The 17,211-nt window shown below is 50.4% G+C and carries 9 protein-coding genes; all 9 read right to left on the minus strand.

All coding sequences use genetic code 11. The features are described 5' to 3' along the window. Position 1: 1 nt before the first annotated feature. Positions 2-175 (minus strand): 30S ribosomal protein S21, encoded by a 174-nt coding sequence (gene rpsU / locus NSQ57_RS16455; RefSeq protein WP_005547957.1) that lies wholly within the window; start codon positions 173-175, stop codon positions 2-4. A 171-nt stretch (positions 176-346) separates the two neighbouring features. Continuing rightward, the gene (locus NSQ57_RS16460) at positions 347-706 is read right to left on the minus strand and encodes a histidine triad nucleotide-binding protein (protein ID WP_025722131.1); all 360 of its coding nucleotides are present in this window, start codon (positions 704-706) and stop codon (positions 347-349) included. Positions 707-868: 162 nt separating this feature from the next. Then, positions 869-2,212 carry a PLP-dependent aminotransferase family protein gene (locus NSQ57_RS16465; RefSeq protein WP_069010259.1) on the minus strand — a complete coding sequence of 448 codons (1,344 nt, stop codon included), beginning with the start codon at positions 2,210-2,212 and terminating at the stop codon, positions 869-871. Positions 2,213-2,540: 328 nt separating this feature from the next. Next, positions 2,541-2,945 (minus strand): hypothetical protein, encoded by a 405-nt coding sequence (locus NSQ57_RS16470; RefSeq protein ID WP_029517802.1) that lies wholly within the window; start codon positions 2,943-2,945, stop codon positions 2,541-2,543. A 260-nt stretch (positions 2,946-3,205) separates the two neighbouring features. Continuing rightward, positions 3,206-6,601 carry an SMC family ATPase gene (locus NSQ57_RS16475; protein WP_342425032.1) on the minus strand — a complete coding sequence of 1,132 codons (3,396 nt, stop codon included), beginning with the start codon at positions 6,599-6,601 and terminating at the stop codon, positions 3,206-3,208. Further along, positions 6,598-7,782: an exonuclease SbcCD subunit D gene (locus NSQ57_RS16480; RefSeq protein WP_341039658.1), complete on the minus strand. Its 1,185-nt coding sequence runs from the start codon at positions 7,780-7,782 to the stop codon at positions 6,598-6,600. Before NSQ57_RS16480 ends, NSQ57_RS16475 begins: the two co-directional genes overlap by 4 nt. Positions 7,783-7,810: 28 nt before the next feature. After that, complete coding sequence (gene addA, locus NSQ57_RS16485; protein WP_341039659.1) at positions 7,811-11,830, minus strand: helicase-exonuclease AddAB subunit AddA; 4,020 nt, start codon at positions 11,828-11,830, stop codon at positions 7,811-7,813. Then, positions 11,827-15,393, minus strand: coding sequence for a helicase-exonuclease AddAB subunit AddB (addB, locus tag NSQ57_RS16490; protein ID WP_069010255.1), 3,567 nt, complete (start codon positions 15,391-15,393; stop codon positions 11,827-11,829). The genes addA and addB overlap by 4 nt, the downstream gene beginning before the upstream one ends. A gap of 237 nt (positions 15,394-15,630) precedes the next feature. Further along, positions 15,631-17,010 (minus strand): class I SAM-dependent rRNA methyltransferase, encoded by a 1,380-nt coding sequence (locus NSQ57_RS16495; protein ID WP_341039660.1) that lies wholly within the window; start codon positions 17,008-17,010, stop codon positions 15,631-15,633. Between the last annotated feature and the right edge of the window lie 201 nt (positions 17,011-17,211).

Below are 17,211 nucleotides of genomic sequence, written 5' to 3' on the forward strand. Positions count from 1 at the left end.
CCTAGAACTTTCTCTTACGAGCAGCCTCGGACTTTTTCTTGCGCTTTACGCTTGGCTTTTCATAATGCTTGCGTTTCTTCACCTCAGCCAATACGCCATCCTTAGCAATGGAACGTTTAAAGCGACGAAGTGCAGCATCAATTGTCTCGTTTTTGCGAACTTTAGTTTCAGACACCAGTTTTCCCTCCCTCCGACCAGACCGTCCAAGAGCAATAACACGGTTCATCAAATTTTATTATAGGTGAAACGGAAACCAGGTGTCAACCTATAAGAAAAAATGAATACATAAAGGGCCACTTTTCTCCATTCACATCCGTATTACTGAAAAGACAAGCTCTGTCATTTTTTAAGAATGTGAGTCCGAAATACCTGTCAGGGCACCCAATTTGGCGCCGCCCAGTAAGTGATAATGCAGATGCCCCACCGCTTGTCCACTATCCGGGCCACAGTTGTTAATCAACCGATAACCAGACTCGGCGATTCCTAACTTTTTTGCAACCTCAACCGCAACACGATGAATCTCCGCGATAAGAGGAAGATCCTCCTCCGTCACAGCGTTCATTGAAGGAATATATTTTTTGGGAATAATGAGCACGTGTACTGGCGCCGCAGGCTGGATGTCATGAAATGCGAGCACATTGTCGGTTTCCAACACCTTCTTGCTGGGGATGGTTCCATCCACAATTTTCAAAAACAGATCGTCCATTCAAAACCCTCCTTTGGCAGTGAGCCGATCCTAAGCAAATAGACACAACCCCCCCTTGCTCTCGGCATTCAAAGTTATGTATTTCCCACACTGAATAGAAACATATACAGCCATGTTTGGTTATACTTATGTTTCTATATGTATCATAACGGAAAAAGGGTCTTAATACCAGTTTCCCTTACTAACTTCCTCTACAATGGCTTTCACCCCTCCATCAATTTGATCCAGCTGCGCGCGCGAAATACTTATGCGCAAAAACTTCTCTTGTTCCCTATAGCCTGATAAATAAAAACCTTTGCCAGCTACAACCTGGATGTTCCTCGCAGAAAGACACTGTACCAAGCGTTCCAAATTCACTGTCCGAGGCAGTTTAAACTGCATATAAACTCCTGAGGTTACAGCTGAAGTCTGAACGTATCCGGCCTGATTGTATCGTTCCACGGCCTTGTTCAGAGTACGAATGCGCTCCGAATACAGTTTACATATCGTGTGCTTGTGGCGTTCATACATTCCATTTTTAATATAAATATCAAGCGCCGCCTGAGACAACATAGATGTGTCGACATATCTTTTATAAGCGTTAAACGTCTTTAATAGGACTTCTGGCAATACCGCAACTCCTAATCGCAAGCCTGGGAAAATGATTTTCGAGAAGCTTTTCAAATAAATAACATGGTCCGAATGGTCGTATGCATAAATGGGATCAAAAAGATGATCGGCCCCCAAATCTGCCATATAGTCATCTTCTACGATGTACACATCATATTTGGCGGCTAAGGCAGCTATCGCTTTTCGCTCCTCTGTGTTATATGAGATCCCTAATGGATTATGATATCTTGACATGGTATAAAAAAACTTGATGCTCTCGTTCTTAAATTGATTCTCCAATTCGTGAAAATCCATACCTTTCGCTGTCCGGACGATGGTACTGACGGGTATGTTCTCTTCCTCCAGAAATCGCAAATAAATATCGTAACTTGGCTGCTCGACCAAAACCTTTTCTTTGCCATTGGGAAACGGCATTTTAGCGAGTATCTCCAATGCCTGCTGAACACCCGAAGTAACGATAATCCGATCCATTTTTGCAAACACCTGAGTATTAGCCAAATGGGAAACCAACGTATGACGCAGTGTTTCCAGTCCTTGCGAATCGCCATAAGTGAATAGATGATATTTGTAGGTATCAATAGCCTGATTCAAACAATGTTGGAAATCCAGATAAGGGAATACATTTAAATCCGGGGAGGCCGAAGCAAAATCAACGGAGTCTTGCATATGACTATGGTGTAAATCGCCCGAATTTTCCACTACATAGTATCCACTTTGCGGTATGGAATAGATGGCGTGTTTCTTTTCAAGTTCAGAATATGCCCGCAGAATCGTGCTTTTGCTGCATCTATATAATTCTGAAGCCTCACGGACCGACGGTAGCTTGTAACCTGATTTATATTGTCCCTCGCGAATTTTAAGCTCTATATCCAATAAAATTGATACATATTTTTTCACAATATCCACCCACCTGCTCTTTACATACTCATTAAATGCTCATTTCATTACATGCTTATTCCGTCTTATGTTTCTTTCACGCTAGATGTTACCATGGTTTATGGATAAACAGGATACCTTATTTCATTGAACTGTACTGATACAGTTTCAATTATTGGATCATATTTGGGATGGTTTACGTGAAAAAGAGGCTGTTTCTTCATAAAGGAAGAAACAGCCTTGCATGGTGATGATGTATGGATGCGCCTTAAAGTCACTTGTACTGTACAAGAGCTGTAGGCGGGAGAGAGCAGAGAATTCACTATATCTGGCGACTAAGAAATTAGGATTAGTAATAAGGCAGCAAGCTGATCGCTGTCAACGCTGCAAGTGGCAGAATCAAACGATTAAAGCGACGGCGTCCGTAGGGGAACCCATATGCATAAGCAGGTACTGGATACGGGTACGGATACGGATACGGAGGATAAGATGCATAGCCACCATAAGCACGGGAACCGCAGCCACAATTGTTAGGCGGATACGGGAGATTAACATTGACATTCTCCATCTCGTCTCCACCCATAGGAACGGCTAAGTATATCTTTTCATCATCCACATGCTCTACAATGCCATCATACATTGTCCCGTCCTTCACCCATACGCATACATAACGATGCATATGCTTTTGACATAGTGTTTTAGCATCCGTCTGTTCCGGTGCTGTAACTTTTTCGGTTGTCATGCTTTTTTCCATGGTTGTTTCCTCCTAGGCTCTGCATGTATACCGTATGTTATTCAAAAACGGGCCATTTGCTACATCAAATTGGGCGAATTCCGGCTTGCAAAAAAAAGAAGCACCCCGGGAGCTCTTGGCAGAGCCCCTCTGAACGGACGTATGATGGGAAGATTTCTTCCGCAGCATACGTCCGCCGGGGTGCTGTATGATTAACTTGTCGGCTTGGCTGTATTATAACAATAGTTTGAAACTGTATCTGTGACCTGTATCACATTACTTCAAAAAGTTTCCATAACCACACGTGATCCGCCTCCAGCCTGCTCTGCTGGAAGAACAACCAACTTGCGCGGAAGACGGGCCCGTAGTTCAGGCACATGACTAATCACACCAACAGACAATTGATCGTGGTGCAGCTTTTCCAGTGAGGTGATCACCGTGTCAAGCAGCTCAGGGTCCAACGTTCCAAAGCCTTCATCCAGAAAGAAAAATTGCAGAGGGTACTGGCCCCGCAATTGAATTTGAGCCGACAGCGCAAGCGCAAGCGACAAGGAGGTCAGGAACGTTTCGCCACCGGACAAGGTCGATACCGGACGTTTGACCCCACCGTTGGCATCGTCACTAATGACAAAACCACCGCTGGAATCTACCTCTAGCGCGTATCGCTGCTTGGTCAGAAAACGCAGGCGGCGTGAAGCCGATTGACTGACCTGCATGAGCTGCTCCTCAGCAATATATTCAACAAAGGCATTGCCGCGAAAAACAGTCTGGAGCTTGGACATTTTTTCCGCTTCACTACGCAAATGTACACGATTGGACTCCAGCTCCATCCAGCGGACGTGCCGACGCTGCAAGTCCTCTAAATCACGCTCAGCCTTGGCGCGATTTTGAAGCGCCTCTTCATCGCGTGCACGGCAATCACGTAGCTGTGCAGTGGCCGCTTCCCACTGTTCCTCTGTTACCGTTGCTCCATTCAGCTGCTCTTCGACATGCTTTAAGCGGGAAGACATCTCCTTTTCCCGTTCTCGATGTAAACTCACTTCACGCTCATAGCGTGCGGCTTCTTCCGGTCCCAGGCAGCATTCCATAACCTCTGCTTCCGTAGCAAAAGAGGAGGCTTCCAGACGACTGCCCCAACGGGACTCTGCCATCTGACGTCTTTCTTCTGCCGAGTCGGAGGCCTGCCGGGCAATCAGTGAAGCATGAACGGCTTGCTGCTTGCGTTCTTCCGCTTCAGTACGTTGTCGTGCCGCGACTTCGGCTCCGTTTTTCAGCCCCAACAGTCGCGAGGTCGCTTCTTCCAGCAATGAAGCCGCTTGGCCATCTCCAACCCACTTTCGGAGCTGGGTCAGCTTTTCGCGAAGCGAATCATCTTTGCTTTGGAGCCCTGTACGACGGGCAATAATGATTTTGTCTTCCTCGATGATACTCTGCTGTATCTGTTGAACACGCGCCGCCTTTTCTTCGAGGAAGGTCACACTCGTCTCCAGCCGGGACCGCAGCTCTTCCGCGCGCCCATCGCGCTCCTGCATGGCGCGGTAACGCTCCGCGGCTTCGTCCGGAGCGACATCCGTTAGCTGCGCCGCCCATTCGGCGCGCAGCCCCTCGCTGCGCGTGGTGCATGCCTCGCGCTTGCTCTGTGCCTGCGTCAGCGCTACAGCTGCTGCCTCCTGCTCGGCGGCGGCACGGATACGCCGCTGCTGTCCAGCGGCGTCTGCTTCGCGCAGCGCCAGTGCCTCGGCAGGCAGCGCATGCGCACGTGCGGCTAGCTCGGCTGCAGCACGTTCCAGCGCCGCGCAGCGCTCCGCCCATGCTGCGGCACCACGCGGCTCTGCTGGCGCTGCCGCAGGCGTGAAAGGCTCGCCCGTGGCGGCAGCGCCACTGTTTGCGGTGGCGGGCTGCGCCAGCAAGCTGCGTTGCTCGTGCAACTGCTGGCGCAGTGTGAGGCGCAGCTCCTGCAAACCAAGCCGCAGGCGGTGCATCTCATCTGGCGCAGCGGCATCCGCGCTATGCGCCGCGACGACGGCAGGCGCGGGGTGATGCAGCGAGCCGCACACTGCGCACGGCTCGCCTTCGCGCAACTCGGCAGCGAGATGCTGAGCGAGACGCCCCAGCTCCTCGGCACGGAGCTCGTGACGCAGCTGTTCTTCCTCGGCAGCCAGTGACGACATATCGGCGGTGATTTCTGCCTCCAACGTCAGCAATGCCTCAATGCCATCAGCTGCCTGTGCAGCAAGGGCAGAACGCCGTGCCTCCGTCTCCTGTGTCTCCTGGTCCGTCAGCTTTAGACGTTCGTCAGCTTGCGCAAGCCGTTTCTCCTGAGTCACGTACTCCAGTTCAGCTTCACGCAATTGCTCATTCGCGATTTCCAGCTGTTGCAACCGTTGCACAGCCTCTTGCAGCATACGCCGCTCATCTGCTCGCACTTCATTTTGCTTTAGCTCTTGTTGAAGCTCTTGCTGTCGCTTCAAGCCTCGCGTCTGTAGCTCTTGTTCCTTTGCGAGTCCTTCTGCATGTTCAGCAAGGATTTGTTCGCTATGCCCAAGCTCGGCCGCCAGACGGTCCCGTTCGGTCCGCAACGCTTCCGTATCACGCTCCAGTTGAAGCGCCTGTTCTAGTTGGTCGATCCGAAGCAATAGCTTTGGTTCTTCGGCACTGAGTGCTTGCCGGGCCTGCTCATCTGCTTGCGCAGAGACAAGCGCAGCCTTCTGCGCGGTAGCGGCCAGGACTGCCACTTCTTCGGCAGTCTTATGCCGTTTTTCCGCTTCAGCAATGGCTTCCTTCCAATCCGTCAGTGCAGGCAGCAATGCCTCGGCTGAAGTTGCTTGTCGAAGCTTACGCTCCAGTAAAGCAATGCCCGGCTCCTGTGCTGCCAACTGCTCCAGCTCGTTCAATCTTTGGCTGAGCTCGATGACCAGCTCACGGGTTTTGTTTAGCGCCTCCGATTCACGTGAGACACGCTCTAGCTCGCGACGCGAAGCTTCTGCATTGGCAATCGCCTCTTTGAGACGCAACTCTACATGTTCAAGTGCTTCAGCACTCGCATCCCCCAGCCCTTGCTGCTCCGCCTCTAATGCTTTCAGTGCGATATCGTTATCTTTCACACGACGGCTTAGCTTCTGTGCAAGTTGATCTCCGTACTTCTCCAGATGGAACAAACGCTGTAGCATCTGTCTGCGTTCACTGCCCTTTAAGGACAAGAATTCCGCAAACTTTCCCTGCGGCAATACGACAGCTCGTGTAAAATCGTCCATTTTCAGGCCGATATACTCCTCCACACAGCGCGTCACATCCTGCACCTTATCGGCAAGCACTTCCTCGCCATCCTCTGTTAACGCAATAAAACGGCTAAGCGTATTATTAACCGATACGCCTCCAGCACGTTTGAAACGTCGTTCTACACGGTAACGACGAGGTCCTTGAGCTGACATTAATTCAAACGTAAATGCAACAGACAACGTATCCTCGGCATGATTCATAATGCCTTGTGTACCATTCACTGCCCGCTCCACTTTACCGTACATAGCCAACGTAATGGCATCCAGCAGCGTTGATTTTCCACTACCCGTTGGGCCAAAAATTCCGAACAACCCAGTTTCGGTCAAATCGTCAAAGCGAATTTCCTGCGACTCCCGGTAGCTTTGCAACCCCGCCAGTTTTAGAAGGATTGGTTTCATGCGTCCTCCTCCTCAGCGTGATCTCTTGCATCATCCTGTTCCACCAGCTCCAGAAACAACTGCACTAATCCGTCATCTGGCTGTGCTCCGCCTGTCTGCCGCTGATAGAATGCCCGGAACAGCTCATGCACTGGCAGTTCTGATCGTTGGTGCTCCAGCTGTGCGGCAGCCATTTCTGGATACATGGGGCGAATATGAATGATACCTTCACGGCTTTTGCGCAGCCGCTGAATATCTCCCATCGACATTGCTTCATCCAGCGTAATTTCCAGATCAATAAAGGCATCGGCATCTAGTCCTTCGTCCAGCCAGCGATATACTTCCTCCAGACCTCCCCGTGCGCGCCACCTCACTAATGGGCGTCCACTGGTAATATACAGTTCCTCGACCTGAGCAGGCTTGCCAGCAACCACGTCAATTAACGTAACCGATTTGGCTTGTCCGGCTTCGGAAAAGCTATAAGCCAGCGGCGAGCCACTGTAACGCATCAGCCCGTCTCCTTTCACATATTGGGGACGATGCAAATGTCCTAGAGCCGTATACTGTGCCCCAATGCTCAAAGCAGACGGATCTACGGTATACGCCCCCCCGACCTGAATCGGGCGTTCCGAGTCCGACTCCAGCCCGCCGAGCACATAAATATGGCTCATTGACAAATTGACGGTGTCAGGCCGAAATGCTGTACCCAGCTGTGACATCAGCAAGCCCACACGGCGACTGTATGCCTCGCGCAAGACTGTTTCATCTCCGTCTTCAGACAATAGCTCGTTCAGACGAGACTCGGAGGGATATGGCAAGGCTGCAATGCATGCCAGTTCACCCGTTCGCGGTGTACGAACGCGTACCGCTTCCCCATGGGGCAGTCCCAGCAATGTAATTCCGCGCCCGCTCACCAGTGGTGTGACCGAGGATACCCTTTCCGGCTGATCATGATTGCCCGCAATGACGACTAGTGGTCTTCCTCCAGCCGTAAGACGGGCAGACGTTTCATAAAACAATTGCTCGGCTGCGGCTGAAGGATTGACTGAGTCGTATACGTCTCCAGCCATCATAATCAAATCGGCCTGCTGATCGTCAGCCATTTTCGCTAGTTCTTCCAAAAACGCCTCCTGCTCCTTCAAACGGCTGCGTCCTTCCAACGTGCGACCCAAATGCCAATCACCTGTATGCAAAATCCGCATGTTATTCCTCCTCTCCCTAGCTATATAACTACAGCTGTACACTCTCTCCAGCTTCTAAAAAATACAGCCACTTCTCAGCAACCTTTTTGCCTGTAATTTCTTCGATCACACGGGCATACAGCTCCAATTGAAAACGATATTGGTCTGTTAAATGGGACAGTGTACGATACTCAGATATCCGATCTGTTTTATAATCCACCAGCACGAGTCCTTCGGGAGTTTCAAATAGACAGTCAATAATGCCGTTCATCAGCACTTTATCTCCGTCCTGTCCACCTTCCGAATCTGTTTCTTGTCCTGGTGACATCGATGGTAAGCTGTGGTTCCAGTAATCGTTTGCCCGCATGGTATAAGTAAACGGAAGCTCTCTTTGAACATGCGATGCCCCCAACATTCTGCTACCCAGCTCACTAGTGAAAAAGCGTAATATTTTATTCGTATCTAGCGCCTTTGCATGGACATTCAGTAACATACGCTGATTGAGCAAACGAGCCTTTGTTTCCTCAATAACTTCGGCGCTCATCCCCCCATCTAGTGGCAAATGCAGCATCAACGTATGATAGACCGTTCCTCGTTCCGTTGGAGTCAGTCGCTGATTCCCCATAAACTTAGGTCTGCGCAAGTGTAATTGACTGCCCCCAGTGTGAGAATCCTCCCGATCCTCCGGTAACTCTGCTAGTACGGAGGTAGATAGATTCAACCAGTCGTCCGATCCCATCTCCTGCATTTCCAGCCATCTTTTCATCTCAGTAACCGATGTATTGGCTGCCGTCTTGCCGGCCCGCTCATACGGATAGGTCCAGGAAAGAGCAGCTTCAATGTCTGTTTCACTCTTTTCGTTCAAGTCGATTAGCTCCGCATTTCTCAGTGCTTCTGTCTTCTTTTGGCGCTCTTCGCCCGACACCTCTTCCTCATGATCTGAGTTCACACGAGAGCCGGAAAATGTTTCCGAGGCCACAATTTTAAATAACCAGTCTGTTCCCGGCATATGTTCCAATTTGTGATAGTACCCATCTTGATCACCTGCCGCTTCCCTCAACAAAGTAGCAGAAGGATGCCGAATCAAAGCGGGACCTACCCAGTCCAGATAGCTGCGGCCTGCCGCCAGCATATAGTCTGGTAAGACCGTTTCCGTATGCTCTTTGGCACGTGCCCAACCCGCTGCGCGTGAAGCTAGATCCTTCACGGTTCCGGTCATAATCAGCTTTTCACGCGGCCGTGTAAGCGCCACATATAACACCCGCATTTCCTCAGCCAATAGCTCCAGCTGTGAGCGTCGGCGGATCGCTAAATTGGGCAGCGTAGGGTAGCTGACACGATTTTGTTCCTCCACATATTTAGGACCAAACCCCAACTCCTTGTGCATAAGAAACGGCGCATTGAGATCCTGTTGATTGAACATTTTTGCCGTCCCGGCTATAAACACGATAGGGAATTCAAGTCCTTTACTTTTATGAATGGTCATAATGCGGACAGCTTGATCGGGTTCGGTCCCCCCGCTAATGGATCCTAAATCACCGCCTCGCTCCCGTAGACGGGAAATGAAGGTCAGAAATCGGAACAATCCTCGGTTGGACGTTGAAGTCTCATACTGTCTCGCTCGGTCATATAGCGCCCGCAAATTGCTTTGACGCTGTGAGCCGCCAGGCAGTCCACCGACCCAATCCAGATACCCTGTTTCCTCCAGCACATTCCAAATCAATGCACTTAAGCTACCTTGTCGGGCTTCCTGCCGCCAGGCTTCCAAATTATGCAAAAATGAACGTAGTCGGGCAGACAACGTATTCCCGTTATTTCTATTACCAAAGTCAGATGAAGATAAAGAGTCCTCAGGGAAAAGATCCAACTCCATGATGTCAGCAGTGGTCCCTTTTTCGCTCTCCTTCAGTGGGTCCGCCTCTGCCGCCGCCAGCAATGCGCCATAAAACAATCCATCCGGCTTTTCCAACCGAATTTGTGCCAGTTCATCTTCGGTCAAGCCGACAATCGGCGAACGAAGCACGGATGCAAGCGGGATGTCCTGCTGTGGATTATCAATAATGTGCAGCAGAGACAACATTACCTCAACTTCCGTTGCTTTAAAAAAGCCTGTCGTCTGCTCCCCGGAGGCCGGAATGCCCTCAAGCCGCAGTTCCTCTACAATTAGGGGGGCCCACACGCTTGCCGAACGAAGCAAAATGACGATATCGCCGTAGATTGCCGGGCGCATCGCTTTTAATCCTCTGTCGTAAATCAACAGTGGTTGTCCGGTATCTCCGGTCAGTTCTTTAATCCGTTGCGCAATCGCACGAGCCTCTAACTGTGCCGTTTCCAGTTCCACAAGCTCAGCCAGCTCACTTTCCTGAAAAACAGATTCGTCCTCCGTTTCGGACAGCTCCGAAGCCTCGGAAAGACCATGGCCACCCTTATCTACTAACAGCAGCTCAGGTGCGTATACAGATGCGGTGTCTTGATCCGACGGGTCGGGATAGGATGCGCCGTGTACCAGCCACGCTCGTTCATCGTACTCAATTTCCGCCACATCCACACTCATAATCTGGCGGAACACCAAATTGACCGCATCGACAACTTCCTCCCGACTGCGGAAATTACGCGCCAAATCAATTAAAAATCCATCTTCCTGCTCCTGCATGCCGTACCGTTGATACTTATTCAAAAACAGACCCGGCTCCGCCAGCCGAAACCGATAAATACTCTGTTTCACGTCGCCCACCATAAAACGGTTACCTGGTTCCTCCCGTGATACCAGCCTAACGATATCTTCCTGTACGGTATTCGTATCCTGATACTCATCTAACAGCACCTCGTCGAATTGCGCCTTGTATTCGAGCGCAGCGTCGGAAGGTAGTAGCTTGTACGGAGTAGAATCGGGATGTCGTAATATTTTCAGACAATAATGTTCCAAATCCCCGAAATCCACCAACCCTTTTGACTGCTTGTGCTGTTGAAAACGTTCCCCGAATACAATCACGGTTTCTACCAATTCGTCCATCAACGGAGCTGCGGCGTGTAGCTCCTCCCAATAGGCTTCTGCTCTCCTGCCAAACAGAGAAGCCTTCATATCTGTAATCATTTTTTTGGCTGCTTCGCGCAGCGTCTTAACCCGTTCCTGCAATGCAGGCTCAGTCTGATCTTTTTTGACCGGCTTGAGCTTACCGAAGGCAGCTGCCTGAAAATGATCATATAGAGATGCCCACGGCTGTGTCTCCAATTCCTGCAGCAATCCCTTCACCATCGCCGTATCCTCTTGCAGCGTCACTGTATAAGGTGCAGGACCGCCGGGCTGCATAGCAGTTTCATGCGCCTGTTCCAGCAAGCTCGCTGCTCCGCGCAATGAAAGTGCAGCATCCGCCAAAATGCTGCGAACCCAAGGCGTCTCTCCGAGAGCCGCTACATCCTGCACACGAAATGCAGCTGCTGTCTCCCGCAGCCAATGCTCCGGCCAAGGATGACTTTGAGAAAAATCATACAATCGCTGAACAAGCACATACATCGCATCATCGGTGCGTTCTCCACTAAACCAGTCGACTAGTCTGCGGAATGTACTGCCTTCATCATGAGCCTCATATTTCTCCTCAAACAGTTCTTCTAGAAGCTCCTGGCGCAGCAATTCTGTCTCATGCTCATTCATAATCCGAAAACCAGGATCAAGGGGAATGGCCTGATAATGCCTGCGGATGACCTCCATACAAAATGAGTGAAGCGTCGTAATCGAGGCCCGATTCAGCAACGATAGCTGACGGCGTACATGTTCACTTTCCGGTTCCTGCTCCAATACACGTTCCAACGCTTCGCGTATCCGTTGACGCATTTCGGCGGCGGCTGCCTTCGTAAAGGTCGCTACCAGTAACCGATCCACACTGAAGCCAAGCTGGGGATCGACAATTTTACGAATAATACGCTCTACAAGCACCGCTGTTTTACCAGACCCTGCCGCTGCCGCAACCAGCATGTTGTTACCAGATTCCGAAATGGCACGCCACTGGTCATCGCTCCACATACTGCCTTCCGGCTTCGGTAAACCTTTAATGTTTGACATGCCTATCATTGGTCCATTCCTCCTTTCCCTTCCTGTGTATGACCCAGCAGATTCCAGATCTGATCCTTACCGGGTTTACCCCATTGATTGTAGCCACTGCCCTCCAGACTGTCGTCAAATTGACAAACAGGCTTAAAAGAGCAGAAGGTACATGCCGTCTCTTGCTGGATACGATACGGTTCAATGGCCACATCGCCCTCTGTCATCCGTGTACCAATCGTCCGAATATTATTACGCACCGAAGCTAGCAGGCTGTCCCACTGTTCCGGCGAAGCAACCGAGGCACTGCTATAAAAACTACCGTCTGCTTTCACCGCAACAGGTAAAATAGAAGAATATCCCTTGTCCAATGATGTATCCATCTGCCCAACTACATCCCGATCCGCGAGCAACAATCCCTTCATCTTGAAGCGTTTCAAAAGCTCCTGACGGGCCTGTTCTTCGCTAAGACCGTTAGGCGACTGTAACATCGGATTGTGGACGTGAAAATACAGCGTACCCGCCGGATAAGCAGTCTCGCCCAACCATTCCTCCGCCGCATTCAGCAGCACATCCAGGTACGTGAGCATTTGCAAGGACAAGCCATAGTACACTTCATGCAGCTTGAGATCCTTTTGGCTGGACTTGTAATCGATGACACGCAAAAGTAAACCTTTTTCTCCCTCTGCCACATCTACACGGTCGATCCGTCCGACAATTTCCATCACAACACCGTTATCTAACCGGAAGCTTAACGGAGGAAGCTGCTGACCCGGCCCAAAGTCCAACTCCAGCCCAATCGGCTCAAAACTACCTCTTCGCGCATGTTCACCTAAAATCAACGAAGCACGGCTCACGATATCTTTCAATTTGCGCAAAATGTACCCATACCGCTTGGAGCTCATTAGAATCTCGCCTTGCAGACGAGGAGCCAAACGCTCCACTGTACTTTCCGCCTCTTGGCGGCATTCCTCCGTGCTGAGACTGCCCCAGCTGACATTGCGATTACGCAGATTGATCGCCATCTCTCCAAGCGCTGCATGGAATAATTGTCCGATATCCGGGGCCTTCAGGCGATACATTTGACGTTCCTTCAAACGAAGACCATGAGAGGCAAAGTGCGAAAATGGACATGCCACAAAACGTTCCATACGAGATACGCTGGTACGCAGCTTGCTGCCGTACAGACGACGGCTCGTTTCCTTCTGCATTTCGGCATGGTTCTCGTAAAAAAGTGAGGTCAACAGCTGACGCAGCTTGTCCTTCTCACGCCCTTGCTGGCTGGCATACCAGTTATATACCTCCCACCAAGGAGATAAAATGTCACCGCCACGTCGCCATTGTCGTAATTGCGCAATAAGCTGCGGCAAAGCCTCGGACGGATGAGAAGCATACTCCCATTGCGTCGTCCAAGCATCCCCAGGCAAAGGGTATCCAGCCAGTGGGCGTTCGTCCAGACTAGGAAACAATTGCCGCACATGTCGTACTAACTCAGACGGCAACAATGACTTGCCTTCTTCATCAGTCACGGCATAGCTCATCCACAGGCTTCTACCGGCTGAAGTAAGGGCCGTATAAGCGAGAAAACGTTCGTCCAGCAGACGTCTTGTCATATCCGGCGCCAGCTCTACGCCTCGTTCGTTTAATGCCGTACGCTCCTGCTCATTCAGCACACCGTCCTCATGGAACACAGCCGGCATCACACCTTCGTTCATACCTAGCACAAAAGCATGTTGAATACCGGTCACACGTGTACGATCCGTGTTTCCGACTAGAACCTGATCCAGAGCTGGCGGAACAAGTCCCATACGGAATTCAGCCAATCCCGTTTCCAGCACACCCGCAAACAAAGAGGTATCCAGCCTCTCGTCACCCATCATTTCGACGATTTGATCCAGTAGTTCAAGCACTGCATCCCATACCTGACGATGCTCCTTGGCCTGCTCAGGATTTCCTGCTTCCTCTGCCTGATGAATGAAGGCGTCCAGCTTGTGGCCAATTTCTGCATCCTCCAGTAACAGATATACCGCTTCACACTTCTCAAGTGCAGTTCGTGCCTTGCCCACACGTTTCTCAAACGCACGTAAAGGCGTCACGATTACATCCCGACACAGCTCCATCAAATCCAACGTTTCATCCCGCCTACGGTTCCGTTCCTGCTCCTCCAGCTCCAGTGACAAGCTGGGCACAGCCTGCCACGGGCGACCGTCTGTCCAACGGCTACCTTGTATTCCGCAGGCCAGTACATAGTTTTCCAGACGATCCATCTCCTCGCGGCTCACCCGACCATCCAGCGGCAGGAGAAGATCTGTTTTGACCGCACGGAATACATCCTCATATCGCCAGCGTCGCTGCACGATATCCAGTGAAGCCCGAATCAATTCCACTAAGGGATGATGCAATACACTTCTCCGCTGATCCAGAAATACTGGAACCTCATATTGTTTGAATATCGGTTCCACCCATGACTCATAATCTTCAATATGACGCACAAACAGGGCCATCTCCCGATAACGCGCGCCCTCATCTCGGGCTAAACGACGCATTTCGCGTACAGCACCTTCCAACTCAGCGCGGCGATTCGCCGCAGCATACAGTTTTATGCCTTCCGGCTGTTCTTCTGTCCACTGCTCTCGTAGCTGCTGCAGCCGCATCCGTTGTTCCTGATTCCGTAACCCTGTACGATATTCAAAGTTAGCCTCCAAATACGCCAACGCCGGACGCTCCTTAAATCTCGGCGGCGGATCAGGGCGAAGTAATTGTGTCTGCGTCTCTATCATCAGCTCGTCTGCCATTCCTTTGAGCTTTACATACGTAGCGGCCGAAGGATGAAACAAATCCAGCTCATGCGGAAGCTGTCCGCTCTCGTAGCTGCGGTTGCAAGTCAGCGCCACTGTCAACGAAGAGGCATGCAGCATAAGTTGCTCCACCACTTTATATTCATGTGGTGTAAACCTACGGTAGCCATCCATCCAAATGTCTGCTCCACGCACAAGGGAAGACTCTGCAATCTGTTCTGCCAGCATGCGCAGCGTATCTTCACCGTCAATATATTTAAGCGTCAGCTCTCGTTCAAAATCCTCGTAGATTAGACTGATATCTTTGAGCTTGCCGCGCAAAATCGGAGTTGACTCTCCAGCAGCGTTCATTCGCTCCAGTTGCTCGGGTACAGACCGAGTATCATTTCCATACTGCTTTAGCTCCGTGAACAATGTATTCAACCGATCCACAAAGCCGAGCTGGTCTCCCGAATCCTTAAACAAACTCAGTTCATCCTTGCGACGACGAATAATTTTATATAAAAGCATCTTCTTGCCTTCTTCCGTTACAGGCACCAGCGCTGAACCCCCGGTTTCCTGCATAACTAAATAGGCAAGACGGTGAAATCCCATCACTTGGGCGCGCACCGACCCCTGAATACCGTTTCCGGCTTCTGTAAGTAACGCATGCTCAGAAGCAAATGACGATTGCTCCGGTACAAGTAACAGCATAGGCTTACCTAGCGGCTCCTCGCGTAACAAAGACGTCATTTCATTGCGGATTAACGTACTTTTACCACTCCCAGAGCGGCCAATCAACAAACGGACCGACATGATGCGGCCTCCTTTCCAACGAACAACATTCTATTAAACAGTATAGCATATCAGGCAAGAGAGAAAAGAACGTACGTTTGCCATGTTGTAGCAATTCTTTCTCCCTCTAAAAAATAAATCAGTCCCGCAGATTGGCTTGGTGCACGCCTTCTCTACAGGACTGATTTATACCTAAAACGAGTTTTATTTTACCTATTTAATCACCAAAAGGGCGATTGACTTTGACTTTGTATGAAACTACAACTGTGTCCGGCTGCGCACCTCAAAGATGGCGAATTTCAAGTAATGGCCTTCCTCCACACCCAAAATTTGAGGATGGTCCTTACCAGCTGCTCTCCAGTCTACCAGACGAAGGATTTTGCCGGCATCTGCCGCTGCTTCCTTAATGGTGTCCAAAAACAACTCCGGCCGCATGTGGAACGAGCAACTCGCTGTCACCAGATAGCCGCCCTCATTAACGAGCTTCATCCCGTGCAGGTTGATATCTTTATATCCACGTGTAGCCCCTTTGACAGCGTTCTTCGTTTTGGCAAAGGCTGGCGGATCAAGAATGACCACGTCAAAGGTGCGTCCGCCACCCGCTGTCAGCGGCTTAGACGTATCTCCTTTGCCCCCGGCTCGTGCATTGCGTTCCTCTACACCTTTCACCTGATTGCGCAAATATTGAAAAGCATCGTCGACGACAAACTCGACGCGTTCCTCAAAACCGTTCAGCTTGACATTGTCCCGCGCACTTTCAATCGCATGCTCAGAAATATCAAGACAAGTTACTTTTTTAGCACCATATTTACAGGCATTGAGCGTAAAGCTTCCCGTATGTGAAAAACATTCCAATACGGTTGCGCCGTCCCAGAATGGGAATTCAACAACCTTACCACTTTTATTCACTGGCTTCATGACCGTTGTGGCAGCGTCCCCTGAGTCTGTAGCAACTTCTTGTAGCGTAATTCCACTACGTGCTCCCCAACCTGTCATCAACGGTGCTATGGCCGCACGATTTTCACGCTGGTCAAAGAAATAACCCGTCTTCTGGCCCTCTACGATATCAACCTTGATATGCAGGCCATTTTCCGTCACCACTACATGACGCGGGCAATCACCGTACAAAGGACCCTTCGTTTGTTTCAATCCTTCCAGCTCTCGGATGGATACATCACTGCGCTCATATATACCAACAGGACCCACTACTTCAACGAGCGCATCCCTGATTTCTTCCCTGCGCCGATCCATGCCAAGCGTTAACAGCTGCACAACCAACACATCACCAAAACGGTCTACAATCAGTCCAGGCAAAAAATCAGCCTCGCCGTACACCAACCGATAAGCGTCTCCCCCGGTCACAAAACGTTCGCGGTGCTCCAGACATTTGCGAAAGCGTTGGGCAAAAAAGTTTTGATCCATCGCTTCCAGCGGCTCATAGGACATCACACGCACTGTAATTTGTGAAGCCGGATTATAGTAACCTGTCGCCAAATAACGCCCCTGATGGTTAACAATACTGACCAAATCGCCTGCCTCTGGGTCTCCTTCGATCTTGGCTATTTCGTTTTTAAACACCCAAGGGTGTGCGTGCTCCAGCCTTTTTTTACGGCTGCGTTCTAATATTACTGAAGGCAAAATCCTTCACTCCCATTCTTGGATTACTCAAAGTGTTAAAACGTTGTTCGATAGGGGCGCGGCTCTGCGGATCATTTGATCTTACGATCGCTGTTGCACGGGGATTCTTTGGATTTTATAAATGATTTTAATGGTAAGAATCCCCCTAGGTTTATACTTCCGAAGCAGCTTTCCTTTGGAAAGCTTTCAGGCGAACGCTCT

This window comes from Paenibacillus sp. FSL L8-0502 (assembly GCF_038593055.1).
GTDB classification, from domain to species: domain Bacteria; phylum Bacillota; class Bacilli; order Paenibacillales; family Paenibacillaceae; genus Paenibacillus; species Paenibacillus polymyxa_D.

What these genes read in the sequence shown, in the direction of transcription:
- NSQ57_RS16470 (WP_029517802.1), bottom strand. Translation starts at nt 2,945, where the DNA reads ATGGAAAAAAGCATGACAACCGAAAAAGTTACAGCACCGGAACAGACG.
- NSQ57_RS16475 (WP_342425032.1), bottom strand. Translation starts at nt 6,601, where the DNA reads ATGAAACCAATCCTTCTAAAACTGGCGGGGTTGCAAAGCTACCGGGAG.
- NSQ57_RS16480 (WP_341039658.1), bottom strand. Translation starts at nt 7,782, where the DNA reads ATGCGGATTTTGCATACAGGTGATTGGCATTTGGGTCGCACGTTGGAA.
- addA (WP_341039659.1), bottom strand. Translation starts at nt 11,830, where the DNA reads ATGATAGGCATGTCAAACATTAAAGGTTTACCGAAGCCGGAAGGCAGT.
- addB (WP_069010255.1), bottom strand. Translation starts at nt 15,393, where the DNA reads ATGTCGGTCCGTTTGTTGATTGGCCGCTCTGGGAGTGGTAAAAGTACG.
- NSQ57_RS16460 (WP_025722131.1), bottom strand. Translation starts at nt 706, where the DNA reads ATGGACGATCTGTTTTTGAAAATTGTGGATGGAACCATCCCCAGCAAG.